Source organism: Lysinibacillus sp. GW247-5R2A (assembly GCF_059424475.1).
Window position 1 is genome coordinate 40,679 of sequence record NZ_JBWKZL010000005.1, and the last position, 17,500, is coordinate 58,178.

The following is a 17,500-nucleotide window of genomic DNA, read 5'->3' on the forward strand; positions in this document are numbered from 1 at the left end:
TTGATAATCATTCTCATGTAAAAATATTTATGATTTATATTGTTCCTATTGCGGCAAAGGGCTATAATAATAGCACAAATGGAATTTATGTATTTTGATCCCTATGTCGCCTCTACTGAGAAAACGCATAGTGTTTATAAATATTTGAATTCTATTATGACCAAAAAATAAATGCTGATTGAGTTTTTAGCAAGGCCTGCTAAGAATTTTATCCACCATGAATGTATTAGCATGTCTTGGACGTGCCATTTCATGGTGGATTTTTTTATTTTTTAATCCGAGACATGGATAACTTGTTATGTTCTAACAATTACCCTATTTTGAGGTAGCTTCAAGGCCATTTGGGAATTACAATGATAACAAGACAATCTTTTCATCATTAATAAAAACTCGCAATGTAATTCCCTTTTGTCTTAAGCCGTAACAAGTTGTCCGAGTAGTCTCATAGTGTAAAAGGAGGAAGTTACCTTGACTCAAATTCATATTAATGGCGTAACGTACGATGTAAAAGAAGGAGCTACAATCCTGGATACCATTAATCAACATGACATCCCACATCCACAAATTTGTCATGTACCTACCGTTGACCCAATCGAGACTTGTGATACATGTATCGTTGAGGTGAACGGCCAATTAGTTCGGTCATGCTCGACGAAGGCAGTTGATGGCATGAATATATTATTAACTTCTGACAAAGCAAAGGCGGCACAAACGGAAGCGATGGATCGTCTTCTTGAAAATCATTTATTGTATTGTACAGTTTGTGATAATAACAACGGGAATTGTACTTTACACAACACAGCTGAGTTAATGGAAATCGAGCATCAAAAATATCCATACAAACCAAAAGTGGAGCCACATGAAGTGGACATGTCACACCCATTTTACCGATATGATCCAAACCAATGTATCGCCTGTGGACAATGTGTAGAGGTTTGTCAAAGTTTACAGGTGAATGAAACGCTTTCTTTGGATTGGGAGGCAGAAAGACCTCGCGTTATTTGGGATACGGGCGTTGCGATTAATGATTCTTCCTGTGTCAGCTGCGGTCAATGTGTAACCGTTTGCCCATGTAATGCGTTAATGGAAAAATCCATGCTTGGAGAGGCTGGATTTATGACTGGTCTTAAACAGGATATGTTAGATCCAATGATCAGTTTGATAAAAGAAGTTGAGCCCGGCTATAGTGGTATCTTTGCTGTTTCTGAGGTGGAAGCAGCGATGCGTAGTAAACGGACGAAAAAGACAAAAACAGTTTGTACCTTCTGCGGTGTAGGCTGCTCGTTCGAAGTGTGGACAAAAGATCGTAAAATTTTAAAAGTACAGCCGTCCGATGGTCCTGTAAATGCCATTTCTACTTGTGTCAAAGGGAAATTCGGTTGGGACTTTATCAACTCAGAAGAACGTATAACAAAGCCATTAATCCGTAAAGATGATGCCTTTGTGGAATCTTCTTGGGAGGAAGCACTTGATTTAATTGCCACTAAACTGGGGGGCATTCAACAACAATATGGCCCTGGCTCTGTTGGCTTTATTTCATCATCTAAAATTACAAACGAAGAAAATTACTTAATTCAAAAAATGGCACGTCAATTGTTTAAGACAAATGATGTTGATAATTGCTCCCGCTATTGCCAATCACCGGCGACGGACGGTTTATTGCGCACTGTAGGTATGGGTGGCGATGCAGGAACAATTAAAGATATCGCCAAGGCAGGTCTTGTCATTATTATTGGAGCTAATCCGGCTGAGGGTCATCCCGTTTTGGCTACTCGTGTCAAACGTGCCCATAAATTACATGGTCAGAAACTGATTGTTGCTGATATACGTAAACATGAGATGGCTGAGCGTTCAGACATATTTATGCGTCCGAAGCAAGGTACTGACCAAGTATGGTTAATGGCTGTAACCAAATATATGATGGATCAAGGATGGCATGATGAAGCCTTCATTCAGGAAAATGTCCTACACTTGGATGATTTCAAACAAGTTCTTGAAAAATATACACTTGACTATGCACAAGAAATGACTGGTATTTCTAAAGAAACCATCATTCAGGTGGCAGAAATGATTCGTGATGCAGACGGCACTTGCGTTCTTTGGGGTATGGGCGTCACACAAAATACAGGTGGTTCTTATACATCGGCTGCCATTTCTAATTTACTTTTAGCAACTGGTAACTACCGTCGTCCAGGTGCAGGTGCCTACCCTCTTCGCGGTCATAATAATGTTCAAGGTGCATGTGATATGGGTACACTACCAAATCTATTGCCGGGCTATCAAAAAGTAACAGATGATGAAGCCCGTGCTAAATTTGAAAAAGCATATGGTGTCAACATTCAACCACAGCCAGGTCGTAATAATATGCAAATGTTGGATGCGATTATGGAAGGTAAAATGAAAGCGATGTATTTAGTAGGTGAAGACATGGCGCTTGTTGACTGCAATGCGAACCATGTGGATGAGGTGCTATCTCAATTAGACTTCTTTGTGGTCCAAGATTGTTTCCTATCACGCACAGCACAGTATGCGGATGTGATTTTACCAGCAGCTCCTTCCCTTGAAAAAGAAGGTACATTCACTAATACAGAGCGTCGCGTTCAACGTCTCTATCAGGTTTTACCGACACTTGGTGAGTCGAAGGCAGATTGGGAAATTCTACAGGCAGTTGCTCGTCGTCTTGGTGCTGACTGGCATTACAATCACCCAAGCGACATTTTCGACGAAATGGCTAGCCTTTCCCCCCTTTTCTCACAAGCCAACTATAATGTATTAGAGGGCTGGGGTAGCTTCTGCTGGGGTAGTCATGATGGGAAAGATACTCCTTTACTATATGAGGATGGATTTAACTTCCCTGATAAAAAGGCACGCTTTGCATTAAATGACTGGATGGAACCAGTTGAATTTGAGGCACAGTATGATTGTCATATTAATAACGGTCGTATGCTTGAACACTTCCATGAAGGCAACTTAACGAATAAATCAAAGGGTATTCAATCAAAAGTTCCTGAGATTTTTGTAGAAGTATCACCCGAACTAGCGAAAGAACGAGGCATTGAGGATGGAGCCCTACTCCGTTTAGTATCGCCATATGGTGCATTAAAGCTAAATGCTCTTGTTACAGATCGCGTACAAGGTAACGAATTATTCTTACCAATGAACTCTGTTAGCAAGGATTCTGCAATTAATTTCCTAACGGGTCCAGCCGCAGATGTGAATACGTCAACACCTGCCTATAAACAAACGAAGGTTCGAGTAGAAGTGCTAAAAGCAAAAGGAAAATCACCACTTCCTCGAACAAACCCACGCTATAAAAAGCGTCATCCTCAAAATGGCGTCGAGGTACAACGGAAATGGAATCGTCCTGGCTACGTTCACTTAACAACTACTAACGAAAGAGAGTGAGAGCATGGCTGTACCGATTACAAGCATAAAGAAGCAACAATTTACGGAAGAACAACTAAAAGAGCAAAAATTAGATAATCTAAAACAACTACTTTCTGATCATGAAGAAGCAGTTCAGCAAGTATTTACCATTATGGCAGAATTAAATGATATTGGTGCATTAGAAGCTGCTACTAAGTTACTTGAAGCGAAAGAGGATGTTGCTCATATAGCACTTGGACAATTAACACGAAAGCCTGTGACGAATATCATTAATAATTTGATGGGTGTTGCAGGAGCCTTGACAGAGCTAAATCCTGAAACAACAACAAAACTTATTGAAGGCTTAAATGTTGGGATAGACGAAGCAAACAAAGCTCTAGAAACTGATGAAAAAGTGAGTGCTTTTAAGCTAGTTAAAATGTTAAATGATCCAGATGTTAATCGTGCAGTCAATTTCGGTGTCCATTTCTTAAAAGGACTTGGTAAAGGCTTAAAAGATTAGGTGGTGCCTACATGTTAACGAAAGAAAATATACTAAACGCCTTGAAACAGGTAGAAGATCCAGAGCTTCACCAAAGTATTATAGACTTAAATATGGTGCGTAATATTCAAATCAGTGGTACACAAGTATCGCTTGATATCATTTTGACGATTGCTGGCTGCCCTTTAAAAGCAAAAATTCAGCAGGATGTGGAGGAGGCATTAAAAGCGATTGGTGTCTCCCCTGTTATCATTAGCTTTGGGGCAATGACTGAACAGGAACGTCGCACCTTAACCACCTCTCTTCAAGCGAAAAATGTGACAGATAAAGGGATGCCAAAAATGCTATTACCCCATTCAGGTGTTCGATTTATTGCAGTAACTAGTGGTAAAGGTGGTGTTGGAAAATCTACCGTAACGATCAACCTAGCCGTTGCTCTCGCCCGTCTAGGGAAACGTGTCGGTATTTTAGATGCAGATATTTACGGCTTCAGTATACCAACGATGATGAATGTTGACCAAAAACCGACCATGCTGGACCAAACTGCGATTCCCGTGATGGTTCATGGCGTCAAAATCATGTCGATGGGCTTTTTTACAAATGACAACCAGCCTGTCATGTGGCGTGGACCTATGCTCAACAAATGGATTCGAAATTTCCTGGTCAACACCCATTGGGGAGAATTAGATTACCTTCTCATCGATTTGCCACCAGGTACAGGCGATGTGGCAATTGATATGGCGGCGATGATTCCTCAAGCACAGGAAGTGATTGTCACAACACCACATCTTGCTGCATCTCACGTTGCTTCCCGAGCAGGTTTAATGGCTCAACATACCAAGCACACCATACTTGGTGTCGTTGAAAATATGGCCTATTATGAAGGGACAGATGGTCAAAAAAACTATCTTTTTGGACAAGGTGGAGCTGAGCAATTAGCCGAATTACTGCAAACTAATGTTTTAGCACATATTCCTTTTGCCCAGCCTGAAGAAAATACGGGCTCCTCCGTATACGGTGCAGATACAATTATTGGTGAAGTGTTTACTCACCTAGCAGAAGACATACTTTATCAATAAAAAGAATCCCTTGATTTGCTTATACACAAATCAAGGGTTTTATTTTTCCCTGTTATTTTTTTCAAGCATTCATCGAATTTCACGGAACACTAATAGCCAGCCTTTTTTAATACTTGCATGAAATAAAAACGGTACGTATTTTGGACAAAGGTATCTAATGGGAGCCCTACATTCACCTGATATTTTGTAAAAATAAAATAAAATCGTTTATCCCATTTTAAACGTAATAACTGTCCCGCCTCTTCACCATGCTTCTCTGTAAATTCCTCAATCAAAGGTTCAATCATCGCAAAGCAATAGTCTTTTAAATGCGCGAGAGCTTCGATATCTTTATCCCTTTGAAAGCGTATAATCCAATTTATTATTTGCTCATTCATTAGCTTACTCCATCCTTATTTTACAGAGTTTCTTCCTATTAAATTATACTCTTTTTTATGAGAAGCGAATAATGCTTTCCAGAGCTAAATTATATTTCATCCCTCTGTCATTTCCATCTCATCAATTGGTCAATTCCAACGTAGGTGATATGGAACAATCCTATTCCTTGAATGTTTATCTAGAACTAAAAGCTGATCCCCTGTTTGGATGATATAGCCCTTCTCCACTGTTCGTACTTGAGGCTGCTGTTGATAGGAATGAATGGCACCTCCCATAGCAATTGATGCTTCTTCATATCGTACAGTACGAGCATAGGATCTGCACTCTCACGCTGAGTTCTTCGATATGAAAGGAGGGCAGTGCCGTTGGCTAAACTACATCTATCACTTTTGGCTCTAAATTGAACCGTTGAAAAAATGGTTCCACATTACTACCTCCACAAACAACCATTAGCTAAAATCTGAATAAAGCACATAACGGTCACATTCCACGCATTGAAATAAATACCCCTGATGATGCCCATTATTCATTAAGGAGGCAGAAAGCTCTTCTAGCGAAAAGCCCGTATAATTGTCAAACTGATCGTCTATGCCTAGTTCCACCATATCACTCCAACCAACATAGCCGATAAATGCACAGTAATCTGAACAATGGGCAACCCAATTATTTCCCTGCCAGCTCACATAACCTGGTGTTCGATATAGCACTTCCTCTGCGAATGTCGGATTTGTAATTTGTTCATCATGAATTAAATCTTGCTGGTATGAACCATCATATTTTCGGGCAGCTTCTCCACTATGAATACAAGAAGGACAAAGATAATCAACATCCTCTATCGCGTAAATACCACCTGTATAATAGACATCTACTTCCTGCTGACAACAATCGCATACAACGATGTCATCTGTTTCAAAAATTTTTGCTTCTACTGGCTTTGGTAAGTATTTAAACGTCGGGATGATCGTTTGTATGGGCTGTTGATCTCGTATTTTTTGTGGCATCAACGGAACCACCGAATTTGGTTGATTTATGTAGGTTTGTAGCGTTCCAAATTTTTTTCGATCTTTTTTATCTTTATTATTCATAATAGCTGTAAATAGTCGATACGCCTCTGGATACATCCTTAGTAGACAATAGACCTCGACTAATATTCTCAATGTTTCTTGCGTTTGTGGTTCTTTCTTTAATTGCTCTTTAAAAATATGCATCTGGTTAACTGTTTTTGGCTGAGAAGGATTGAAATTATTTCTAAGCTCTTGCCATTCTTCAGCAATTATCATCAAAATCTGCCTCCTTCGTTTACCTAATTTTCATCTTAAAAAGAATACTCTTTCATGACTTGGCAAATTTCAACTTGATAATGTGTGTACCATTTCTCTTTTCCTAATTGCTGAGCCGTTAAATGCTTGGCATTGGCTTTCCAAGCTTGAATAGCCTCTAGTGATTCCCAATAGGATACGGTAATGCCCTTCCCTTCCTCCTCCCTTACGCTTTCAACACGTAGGAAGCCAGGCTGTTGCTTGGCTAAGGCATCTATTATTTCGGCCATCTTACCATAGCCCTCCCCATCATGTTCGGTTCTTTGTGATGTAAAGATCACTGCATAATATGTTTCCATTTCTTTCTCCCCCTCTATAACTTTTATTGTAAACGATAATGACTTTGACTAAAATCAAAATATAGTAAACGAAAGGATTGTGACATATGGGAATTAATCCAAATATGGCTGAAGTCGCAGCGCTCCTCGGTGAAACTTCAAGAGCTACAATGCTCGCTAGTATGATGGACGGTCGTTTCCATACGGCTAGTGAATTAGCCTATATGGCCGCTATTAAGCCTCAAACGGCTAGCTTCCATCTAGCTAAATTAGTAGAAGGAAAACTAATAAAGGTAGAAAAACAGGGTAGACACCGCTATTTTCAATTAGCAGACGAGGAAGTTGCTCAATTTCTTGAATCCTTCCTAGCCATTTCACCGCCTCCTGAAATACGCTCTTTAAAACAATCTAGCCAAATAAAATTATTGCAGGAGGCTCGAACTTGCTATGACCATCTGGCTGGTAAATTAGGTGTTCATTTGACAGAATCGATGATGCGAGCGGGCTATTTAAAATTAGATGAAAAGCAGTTTGTTTTAACAGATGAAGGCACCTTATTTTTCACATCTTTTGGTATCGATTTACCTGCATTAAAAAAGAAAAGAAGATCCTTCTCACACGCCTGTTTAGATTGGAGTGAAAGGCGTTATCATCTTGCTGGTGCTCTTGGTAGTGAGCTATTCAATCATTTATTCCAGCTTGGCTGGCTTACTCGTGTCCCTTCTATTCGCGCCATTCAGGTGACGGAGAAAGGTAAAATTGGATTGAAAGACGTATTTCACATAGAGATGTAAACAAGTAGGGGACTTGAGGCAACACGTTATGACCTCAAGTCTTTTTTTCGACTAAATGTACGATTGACTAGGTAAATTCCGACTAGTATGAATAATCCCCCTCCCATGAAAGATGGTTGTAAGGGTTCATCTAACAATAGCCAGCCTGTTAACACGCCAAAAAAAGGCGCTAAAAACAAATAGGCACTTGTTTTCCCAGGGTCACTATTTTGCAGTAAATAATACCAGCCTGCAAATTGGATGATGGAGGAAAAGAGGCTAAGCCATAATAAAATCAGCAATGATGATTGATTGATAATAAAAAACGATTGCTCTAATAATGTACTCGCTAGCAAAAGAAGCAAGCCCCCAAACAACATTTGATAGGCTGATAAAACCCAAGTATCAAATAACGCACCCCATTCTTTCGCTAATAATGTGGCAAGCGCCCAAAAAACAGCCGATAAAAATCCAAATAGAAGCCCTATTTTCCATTCAACCTGAGCACCCATCGTGATAATCACACCGATTAAACCAAGAAAAACTCCTATCCATTGATGAAAACCGTAACGCGCTTTAGTAAAAATGGTGGCAAATATGACAACAAGTAGTGGGTTTGTAAATGTTAAAATAGAGGACTCACTTGCTGTAATGGACCGGAGGCTTAGAAATATACACCCCATCACGCCCGCCGTTTGAAATCCGCCGATGATTAATAACTTCCCCCACTCTTTCCTTGTAGTTGGATGCGGTCTTTTTAAGAGCCTAACGATGATAGCCATGATAATTCCTGCCAGTATAAAACGCAGGGCAGCCAATAATAAAGGGGATGAATAAGGGTACCCTAATTTTACGACGGCGAAAGATGAACCCATTAAAAAGGTTGTTACTACTAATAACGCTATAAATTGATAGTTTTTCATACAACATACTCCTTAGCTGTTTTTTAATTACTCTATTAGAATTATAAACAGGCAATGATTCAACATTTATCGAAGTATGGATTACATCTAGTATTGAAACATAAAAGTCTTACCTCTATCTGCATAGAGGTAAGACGCTTTAACGATTAATGATCCATAAATTTTTTCAGGTTTTCAGCGATTTCTCGTGATTTTGTATGGTGTAAATAATGATCTCCATCCATTGTGATGACTTTGCCGTGTACTGAATTTTCGACCTGCTCCTCATGAAGTGGTATCCAGTTTTTCTCAATCCCCCCGCTATTTGCTTGAACAAATAACAATAAAGGCAAATCTTTAGGGAAAGTAAGTTTTTCTGCTGCTTTAAAATTTTGAGCAATATCACTCAGTTCATTGGAAGTGCTCGTATTATAAAAGTTTTTAAGCGTAATCATCCTAATTTGCTCCTTTATTTCATCGTCATAAGGTAATCCAGCATATGGATCAGAACCCGATAGTTTTAGAGCTACTCGAGCAATGCCTGATTTTTTTAGAAATTGTAACGACTTAATGGGGAACTCCGTATCCATACCGTCCTGAGTAGGAACACTGCTATCAATTCCGATAAATGCAGTTACCTCATCTGGATATTTATTGACATAATCGAGTCCATAGATCCCTGCTATCGAATGGCCCATTAACATATACTTGTCAATTTTTAATGTCTGTAGCGCTTCATGAATCTCACTAACTATATTCTCTGTGCTGCGCTCTTTCTCAGTATCATCGCTAAGCCCATAGCCAAAAGGCTCTACAGAAACAACCTTATAGTGTGGAGTTAGTTCCTCAATCAGTGGCTGAAAATCAAGCGTTGGAGCTGCTGTTCCGAAGCCTGGTAGTAAAACAATGGTTTCTGCACCCTCCCCTTGAACGGTAATATTCATATTTTCTCCATTAACAGCAACGAGCTGACCATAGGGTTCTATTTTACCTTCTTCTATTTTGTTGAAAATCATGTTACCTGTAAAAATAATAGCGAGTAGTAGCACTCCTATTGCACCTATAATCGCTATCGTTTTCAATAAGATTCTAGTAAATTTTTTCATATTTGACGCACGAGGGGGTTCACCTTTACTCGTGCCTCCCTCCTTTACACTGTTGTTACAGCTACCTTCTGAGCCGTTAACAACAGTGTAAAGGACGAAGATGTCTTCCTAATGACGGTAATATGAACGCAATATGAACAATAAAAAAATGTTACGCTTCCTATGTCAATACCAACATAGAAATCATAACATTTATCTTTTAATGAGCTGTGATTGGCAAAGTAACAATAAATGTCGTTCCTTGTCCAAGCTCACTCTCCACCTGAACGTCCCCTTTATGCAAGGAAACGATTTGTTTCACAATAGCAAGTCCCATCCCACTGCCCTCATATTTTGGACTGTGGGAACGATCCGCCTTAAAAAATCGCTCGAATACCCGCTTCTGATCCTCGTGGGAAATGCCAATGCCCGTATCTGTTATGCGAACTAACACATGTTGAGCGTCTTGTGACATGCTAATCATTATCGTGTCGCCATCCTTTGAAAATTTAATACTATTCGTAAGAAGATTTGTCCATACCTGATTTAATTGATCATAATCCGCCATGACATTCATCGACTGTAACTGGAGGTTAAAATGGATGTTTTTAGCCATCCATTGTGGCTGGATTGCGACGATTACACGTCTAATTTGTTCATCTAGGCTCAACGACACAATCTGCATCGGTGGTGCCTTGGACTCAAGTAAACTTAGTTTTAGTAGGCTATCACTCATTTTAGACATTCGTTGAGCTTCAGCCATAATAATATCCAGATAACGATTTTTTTCCTCATCCGTTAAATCTACTTGCTTTAGTGCCAGAGCATAGCCAGATATCGAGGTAAGGGGTGACTGAACCTCATGGGATACGTTCGAGACAAACTCTTTCCTCATTTGCTCTAATTGCTGCAAATCATAAGCCATTTCTTCAAAGCTTCTGGCCAAAACACCTAATTCTCCTGATTGTTTAATGTTGAGCTCGACATTAAAATCTCCACCTGCTATATGTCTCGTGGCTTTTGTTAATTTTTTAATCGGTCTCACTAAAAACATAGCCGCTATTAGAAATACTACACTGCCTATAACTAGCGCATAGGTGGAAAAATTTAAAATTACCGTGAGGGCAAAAGAGGCAGAGGAGACAGCTTTTGGTTCGATAAACATCGCTTTAGTTCCTTTGTCAGTTGTTAAAGGCATACCGACAAGTCCTGAAGAAACGTTCGGATTCACTTGCACAACTTTACCATCCAGCACGTCTCGAACCTGCTTCTTAGTCACGTCAACTAATTTATCGCTTGGAGCATCTCCATAAGCCTTCATCTCCCCTGCTTCATCATAAACATAGACATCATACGATTTCAGTTGATTCATTTGGCTAAGTAAATTTTCTGCCTCCTGAAAAGGCATTGTGTCAAAAATTAAGACAATGTCCTGTCCAAAATTCAGCAAGGGGATTTGTAAGTACTCATTCAATTTATCTTTAAATATCCATGTGGCTACGAAGAAGGAAACGACTGTCCCCCCAATGACCGCAACAAGAAATGTCAACACAACACGTGTATATAAAGATTTAATCATTCATCAACCTCTAGCCGATAACCAAGACCTCGTATCGTCTCAATATGGAAATCAGCGATCATCGCGAAGCGTTCACGCAAGCGCTTTATATGTACATCAATTGTTCGATTATCGCCAGCATAATCGATTCCCCAGATTTGATCGATCAGCTGTTCACGTGTATAAACCTGTCCAGGCGTTTCAGCTAGCTTGTATAATAATTCGAACTCTTTAAGTGGCAACGTAATCGTATCCGTTCCAGTCATAATTTTATAGGTCTGACGGTCAAGTGTAATAGCACCGAGCTTAATGGTCTGCGAGTAGCCAATCCTGTAACGCTTTAATAAAGCCTTTACACGTACCGTCAATTCTAAAGGATCGAATGGCTTGGTCAAATAATCATCTGTACCGAGCTCAAAGCCTTTGACTTTTTCCCATGTTTCACCTCTTGCCGTCAGCATAAGTAATGGAATTTCAGCATTTGCTCTCCGTAGCTCCTTACATAAAGTCCAACCATCCATCGTTGGCATCATAATATCAAGCACTACGAGATCAACAGGTGTTGAGTGATAGATGGATAATGCTTCCTTCCCATCTTCGGCTTCCACTGTTGTGAATCCTTCCTTGCGCAGAAACAGGCATACAAGCTCGCGAATATTCGCATCGTCGTCAGCAACAAGTATAGTCGTCATACATCCGTTCCCTCTTTTCCAATGTAAAAGTCAACCCTATTATACTATAAATGAACGTCACTTCTCGCCTACATGCCTCTCCTTTCTAAGAGAAACATTTCCATTAGGAAAAAGAATCCCCCTCATGTCTTTTATTTTTACATAAAATGAAACTTTTGGTTTTTTGGCTCGTATTAATTAGAAAATACTGATTTTTATGGAGGTCATATGTTTAAAATTAGAGGCCTTTCCCTTATCTTTCTATGCTTATTAGCAGCCTGCTCTCAGGAGAATGTAGTTCCTAAAGAGCAGCTACAAGAAGAAATAATGGATGAAAATATCGTGGTAACAGCAGATGGTAAAGTTACCTTTAAAATTATGAATAACATCGATGCTCCCAAAGAAACTGTGGATACGATAAAAGATGAAATCCAAAAGGCTTATGATGATATTATGCAATCCATCCATACATCCTATGTTCCATCTGAGCAAATAACAGTATTTCTAAATGGGGAAAATACTGAATCCTGGGGTTTAGCATCGAGAATAGAATTAGCTATCAGTCAAGAAGGTTATTATCCACTTGTTCATGAAATGACACATTCCTTACTTGGTTATGGGGGCAATTTTAATACTGATCATGGTTATTTTACACAAGAGGGTTATGCGGTCTATATGGACGAACAATTTAGTAAAAGTGAAGTTGATATGGAAAAGTATATGAAGTATTTTATGGATTCAGATAAATTAATTCCCATTAGTAAATTGATTGATCCAAATCAAGATGATGCCTATTTTCGCCCAAATCTTACAAATCTAAATGAGTTGAATACCCTTAGATGGATGAGCTATACTCACGCAGCTTCATTTGTTAACTATTTAATTGAAACCTATGGACTCGAAAAATTTGAAAACATCTACGATAAGAAGGACTTGGCAAATAAAATAGAAGAAGTGTACGGAAAAGGAGTTCATGAAATTGAAATGGATTGGTTAGCCTTTATTCGTAATCAAAAGGGGTTTACCTATGAAGAAAAGTTTAATTTGCCTGATTTCTATGATAAAAATACAATTATTCTCCACCTTGATCCTACATATTTTGAATAATAGAAAAGAGCTCATCATTTAGCACAAAAGATCTACGTTCGCAACATACCGAACGTAGATCTTTCCTTTTTGCCTAAAAGTAGCATTCCATGCCATCTACTTTAATTAGGCAATTAGCTTGGCAAACCATGCCACATAATGCGCTCCAGGAATGAATAATAACTGTGCCACAATCGTCCCTAAAAATCTTGAAAACATCATCATGACTGAGGCTTTTTTTAAATCTAAATAGCTTCCTCTTTTATTAATAACATCATCGGCCAGGATGGAGATCTTTGGGTCAATGAATAGAATTAACAGTATGGTCGCTATGCCATTAATTAAACCAGATGCCATAACGGCAGTTGTTTTTAATTCTGGTACTAATAAAGTTGCATACAAAGCAGATAAAACGCCAATGGTATAGATTGCCGTAATGACGATATTCGTAATAAATAACTGTAGAGGGATATCTCGTAATCCAATATCTTTTAAATAGGTAAAGCGAGGCTTATGAATATGCTTCAAGCCACGTCTTATATATTCATACGTAAAACCTTTTTTCATTAATGCTGGGATGGAACCCCTTTCATCAGCCAAATGGACGATAGCTCTTGAAAATATGGCTACGAAAGTTGGGATGAGTAAGATACCTATGAGTGTTCCAAGAGATGCCGCTCCAATAATTATTCGAAACTGCTGTTCTACATGTGTCAAGGCATCGTCCACAGGTGCAGTATCGACCAAGCTACCCGTAAATGGCTGTTGCATCATATTAGCAAGCCGTGAAACCATGACCATGACATTAAAAAGAGCTAAAGCAGATGCTAGTAACCTGACACGTGCCCCAGATAAACGTACCGCATAGGCAAGCGTTTCAATGGCATGAATGATTAAAATAAACAAGGCAATCATTATTAATTTATTTGTTATTAACTCCACACTGTGTACCCTTGCTTTCTAACGATTTTACATACTGACGCAAAACAATCAAAATAGTTCCGATAGAAAAATCTTACCCCACAAATGAAAGGGTAAGATTTTTTTCCACTAGGAGAAAGGAGTACTCGTTTAGTTCCATTCTTCTTCTCTCATTATATTAAACTGCTCTTCTAGACCAAATCACTACGGGAATGAGCAGTAACGACAATAGCCCTCCTGCTAAGGACAATGCCGCATAACTAGCATTCGCTACGACCATTCCTGAAAGAGCACCACCAGATGCCCCTGCCAATGCCACAAATACATCCATTTTCCCTTGTGTTTTAGCTCTTGTAGACGGCTCGGTCGCATCAACGATTTGTGCGGTACCACTAATCAAACCGAAGTTCCAGCCTAACCCTAGTAAAGAAAGTGCTACTATTAATAATATCATCGAATCGCTTGGAGCGAATGCCGCTAATAAACCCGCTAGTAGCAACGTAACACCGGCGGCGATACTCATAGCTGTTCGTCCAACTTTATCAACAAGAATACCTGTTACAAGCGATGGCAGATACATAGCCCCTACATGAAATCCAATAACAATGCCTACTTCCGATAAACCATGTCCATGATGCTTCATATGTATGGGTGTCATTGTCATGATCGCTACCATGACAATTTGTGTTAAAACCATTACGGTTGCCCCTACTGCTAAGCCACGCTTATTCCCCATTGGATGTGTGGACTGTACTTGTTGTTCTTGAGCAAATTTTTGCTTATGCGCCTCTATTCCTTTAGCAATTTCTAAGGGATCAGGACGCAGCATCACAAATAGAACAAGCCCTGCTACTATAAAAGCGGCAGCAGATAATAGAAAAGGACCAGCAAGCGCGGGGATACCAATCGATAGCGCCACTTTTCCCATCAATTCTACTAAATTGGGACCTAAAACTGCCCCGAAAGTTGTCATCAGCATAGTCGTACTAATAGCTGTAGCACGTTGTTTGTCATTCGCTAAGTCGGTGCCCGCGTATCGTGCCTGTAAATTGGTTGCAGTTCCAGCTCCATAGATTAATAGAGAGATAAACAGCATACTAACACTATTAAATATTGCAGCCATGACGACTCCAATAGCTCCTAGCCCTCCAACAATAAAGCCAGTGGATAATCCTGTTCGACGGCCATAACGTTGTGATAATTTACCAACAATGAAAGCTGCCACAGCTGACCCTAACGTAAATAATGCAGATGGTACACCTGCATAAGCATCAGTTCCAAGCATTTGTTGGGCTAATAAAGCGCCTACTGTAATACCAGCCGCTAGCCCTGCCCCCCCAAATATTTGCGAAAGGCTCACTACTAGTAGTACACGCCTATATAAGCTTTTTAGTTTTTCTGGTGACTCTATATATGATTCTATCGTAACTTCTACTTTTCCAGACATTCTTTACCCCCTCTTTCTAGTTTGCATAAGATTTTATTGGCCCCTATATTTCATTCAGCTAGTTCTACGTTATTCTCCAGCCAACCTCTGCCAATCTAAAACACCCTCTTCTAGCCGGAAAGCCTTAATCCCTTTTGCGGTTAACATTTTTACAGCTTCGGCTGCCATTAAGCAATAAGGACCTCTGCAGTAAGCTACAATGTCAACATGAGTTGGTAATGTAGCTAATTGTTCCTCTAACTCTTCAATAGGCATAGAAACAGCTCCTGGAATATGTGCTTGTTCAAATTCTTCTTTTGGTCGAACATCGAGTAATAGCACTTCTCCCTTATCCATCCGTGTTACGAGATCCGCAAGCGTTACTCCCTCGATGCCAAGATGCTCATTAAAAAATTCTTCTTTTATTTGTTGAACCTGAATCAATTGCTTTTCAGACAGTGCATGTAATGTCGTTAAAAATTTAGCAATCACTTCATCTGCTAATTCGTAAATGACAAAATTACCTTCCTTTGAAAACTTTACTAATCTGGCATTAAATAATGTCTTTAAATGCTGAGACACATTAGCAACGGACATATCTGTACTTTTGGCTAATGCATCAACAGACTTTGGACCTTGAGAGAGAATATCAAGTATTTCTAATCGTTTAGGACTTGATAAACTTTTGCCAATTCTAGCGAACTCTTGATATAACAAGTCCTTTAAATGTCGCTCATACAATTTCGAGTACCACCTTTCAACTATTCAATTAATTTATTGAATAGTTGAATCTTAATTCTTTATTTTACCATTGTCAATTACTTAATGTTACGAGGAAAACGATGGTTTAAGCACAAAAAAGAACATGTTTTAAAAACATGTTCTTTCAATAGGACTAAAGGGCATGCATCACGACTTTCTTTTTCTTAGAATACAATAAAAATGTTGTCGTTAAGCTTAAACTAATAATGCCAAACACAAGCCCCATCCCACTTAAGCCGATTAAATCTAGCATCATACCTGTAGACAATAGGACGACCTGAAAGACGACCGAATCGATCATATTTCGGAACGAGAAAAAACGCCCATGGAATTGTTTTGGGACCTGTTTTTGAAAGATAACCATAGTCGTTGGGAAGAAACAACCTACTGTAAAGCCAAATACCCCAAAAGCGACTAAAGCAAAAAGTTTGATATCTGCTAGTAACAGTAGGAGCTCCATAGACCCAATAATAAATGCCAATGTAAAGAGGAGTGTGCCCATTTGCACTCGATCAGCAATTATTTTTAATCCTGCCGCTCCTAGCATAAAGCCGATACCTTCCACTGTATACAACAAACCTGAAATTGTTGTAGATTGATGCATTTCCGAGATTTTCATTATGACTAAATTAAAAGAGCCTAAAAATAACGTTGGTATTAACATCAGAACCAATGTCATCAGCACCATTGGATGCTCTTTCACCATTGGTAATACCTCTTTAAAATTCCCTTTTTCTTTATTCGTTACTGTTGCATTCGTCTCTTCCTCTAATTGCAATAAACTAGTAATGACAAACATAACGATATAAACAATAAATGAAATGATATATAACCACTTTAAATCAAAAAAACTTAGCATAAATCCTGCTGCGGCTGTGCCGATGATTCTAGAAATAGTTCTAGCGTTCATTTGCCAGGCATTCAGCGTAATTAAGTCTTGCTCCTTTGCAATCATTGGAATAATCGATTGCAGTGCAGGCATATAAAAGGCAGCTGCTATTTGCAATGTAATTAAAAATAAAATCATCCATACGACCGAATTGGTATAAAGTGCGATAAACATAAATAAAACACTCACTATTCGCCCAATACTTGCCATTTGTACAACCGTTTTTTTCTTCGATTGATCAATAATGCGACCTGCCATAGGCCCTACGACCAAGCCCGCTAAAATCCCACAAGAAATAATTAATGATTTGTGAAAGTCTGAAGGCACTACCTCTTGCATAAAGGCGAGATTTCCAATAATACCAGCCCATAAGCCGAGACCTACGACAAATTCACCTAATAAAATAATCCAAACATTTCGATTTCGCCACATGCTGTTCTCCTCGTTGTTCTTACAATGTCATAAAGTCTATCGTAACAAAATTTTAAATATTCGTACATAGCGA

General features: G+C 39.1%; 16 protein-coding genes. 5 read left to right on the forward strand and 11 right to left on the reverse strand.

Annotated features, from left to right (window positions below; all coding sequences use genetic code 11):
- The first annotated feature begins 468 nt into the window (after positions 1 to 468).
- From fdhF to AC07YC_RS09240, 3 genes are read left to right on the forward strand one after another with little or no spacing between them, the layout of a single operon-like run.
- Positions 469 to 3,405: a formate dehydrogenase subunit alpha gene (gene fdhF / locus AC07YC_RS09230; RefSeq protein WP_494919132.1), complete on the forward strand. Its 2,937-nt coding sequence runs from the start codon at positions 469 to 471 to the stop codon at positions 3,403 to 3,405.
- A 4-nt stretch (positions 3,406 to 3,409) separates the two neighbouring features.
- Positions 3,410 to 3,889 carry a helical membrane plugin domain-containing protein gene (locus tag AC07YC_RS09235; protein ID WP_494919133.1) on the forward strand — a complete coding sequence of 160 codons (480 nt, stop codon included), beginning with the start codon at positions 3,410 to 3,412 and terminating at the stop codon, positions 3,887 to 3,889.
- 11 nt (positions 3,890 to 3,900) lie between these two features.
- A complete protein-coding gene (locus AC07YC_RS09240) occupies positions 3,901 to 4,947 on the forward strand; it encodes an Mrp/NBP35 family ATP-binding protein (protein ID WP_494919134.1) in 1,047 nt (348 codons plus the stop codon).
- A gap of 89 nt (positions 4,948 to 5,036) precedes the next feature.
- Here AC07YC_RS09240 and AC07YC_RS09245 read toward each other — a convergent pair whose 3' ends face one another.
- The 3 genes from AC07YC_RS09245 to AC07YC_RS09255 form a co-directional block, all read right to left on the reverse strand.
- Entirely contained in the window at positions 5,037 to 5,324 is a 288-nt protein-coding gene (locus AC07YC_RS09245) for a hypothetical protein (RefSeq protein WP_494919135.1), read from the reverse strand.
- Between the two features lie 450 nt (positions 5,325 to 5,774).
- Complete coding sequence (locus tag AC07YC_RS09250) at positions 5,775 to 6,605, reverse strand: CbrC family protein (protein WP_494919136.1); 831 nt, start codon at positions 6,603 to 6,605, stop codon at positions 5,775 to 5,777.
- A gap of 35 nt (positions 6,606 to 6,640) precedes the next feature.
- Positions 6,641 to 6,943 carry an antibiotic biosynthesis monooxygenase family protein gene (locus AC07YC_RS09255; RefSeq protein ID WP_008178588.1) on the reverse strand — a complete coding sequence of 101 codons (303 nt, stop codon included), beginning with the start codon at positions 6,941 to 6,943 and terminating at the stop codon, positions 6,641 to 6,643.
- 86 nt (positions 6,944 to 7,029) lie between these two features.
- Here AC07YC_RS09255 and AC07YC_RS09260 point away from each other — a divergent pair, with 86 nt between their 5' ends.
- Positions 7,030 to 7,716 carry an ArsR/SmtB family transcription factor gene (locus AC07YC_RS09260; protein WP_494919137.1) on the forward strand — a complete coding sequence of 229 codons (687 nt, stop codon included), beginning with the start codon at positions 7,030 to 7,032 and terminating at the stop codon, positions 7,714 to 7,716.
- A gap of 26 nt (positions 7,717 to 7,742) precedes the next feature.
- Here AC07YC_RS09260 and AC07YC_RS09265 read toward each other — a convergent pair whose 3' ends face one another.
- From AC07YC_RS09265 to AC07YC_RS09280, 4 genes are all read right to left on the reverse strand, one after another.
- Positions 7,743 to 8,618 carry a DMT family transporter gene (locus AC07YC_RS09265; protein ID WP_494919138.1) on the reverse strand — a complete coding sequence of 292 codons (876 nt, stop codon included), beginning with the start codon at positions 8,616 to 8,618 and terminating at the stop codon, positions 7,743 to 7,745.
- A 146-nt stretch (positions 8,619 to 8,764) separates the two neighbouring features.
- The gene (locus AC07YC_RS09270) at positions 8,765 to 9,703 is read right to left on the reverse strand and encodes an alpha/beta fold hydrolase (RefSeq protein WP_494919139.1); all 939 of its coding nucleotides are present in this window, start codon (positions 9,701 to 9,703) and stop codon (positions 8,765 to 8,767) included.
- A gap of 199 nt (positions 9,704 to 9,902) precedes the next feature.
- Positions 9,903 to 11,261 carry a HAMP domain-containing sensor histidine kinase gene (locus AC07YC_RS09275; RefSeq protein WP_494919140.1) on the reverse strand — a complete coding sequence of 453 codons (1,359 nt, stop codon included), beginning with the start codon at positions 11,259 to 11,261 and terminating at the stop codon, positions 9,903 to 9,905.
- The gene (locus AC07YC_RS09280; protein WP_249659577.1) at positions 11,258 to 11,932 is read right to left on the reverse strand and encodes a response regulator transcription factor; all 675 of its coding nucleotides are present in this window, start codon (positions 11,930 to 11,932) and stop codon (positions 11,258 to 11,260) included. The genes AC07YC_RS09275 and AC07YC_RS09280 overlap by 4 nt, the downstream gene beginning before the upstream one ends.
- A 207-nt stretch (positions 11,933 to 12,139) precedes the next feature.
- On the opposite strand from AC07YC_RS09280, the gene AC07YC_RS09285 reads away from it, so the two are divergent.
- Positions 12,140 to 13,018, forward strand: coding sequence for a gluzincin family metallopeptidase (locus AC07YC_RS09285; RefSeq protein ID WP_494919141.1), 879 nt, complete (start codon positions 12,140 to 12,142; stop codon positions 13,016 to 13,018).
- Positions 13,019 to 13,123: 105 nt separating this feature from the next.
- Here AC07YC_RS09285 and AC07YC_RS09290 read toward each other — a convergent pair whose 3' ends face one another.
- The 4 genes from AC07YC_RS09290 to AC07YC_RS09305 form a co-directional block, all read right to left on the reverse strand.
- Positions 13,124 to 13,912, reverse strand: a complete 789-nt coding sequence (locus tag AC07YC_RS09290) for a lipid II flippase Amj family protein (protein ID WP_494919287.1) — start codon at positions 13,910 to 13,912, stop codon at positions 13,124 to 13,126.
- A 184-nt stretch (positions 13,913 to 14,096) separates the two neighbouring features.
- Positions 14,097 to 15,365, reverse strand: a complete 1,269-nt coding sequence (locus tag AC07YC_RS09295) for an MFS transporter (RefSeq protein WP_494919142.1) — start codon at positions 15,363 to 15,365, stop codon at positions 14,097 to 14,099.
- A gap of 69 nt (positions 15,366 to 15,434) precedes the next feature.
- Positions 15,435 to 16,085: an ArsR/SmtB family transcription factor gene (locus AC07YC_RS09300; RefSeq protein ID WP_494919143.1), complete on the reverse strand. Its 651-nt coding sequence runs from the start codon at positions 16,083 to 16,085 to the stop codon at positions 15,435 to 15,437.
- 154 nt (positions 16,086 to 16,239) lie between these two features.
- Positions 16,240 to 17,427: an MFS transporter gene (locus AC07YC_RS09305; RefSeq protein ID WP_494919144.1), complete on the reverse strand. Its 1,188-nt coding sequence runs from the start codon at positions 17,425 to 17,427 to the stop codon at positions 16,240 to 16,242.
- Positions 17,428 to 17,500 lie beyond the last annotated feature (73 nt).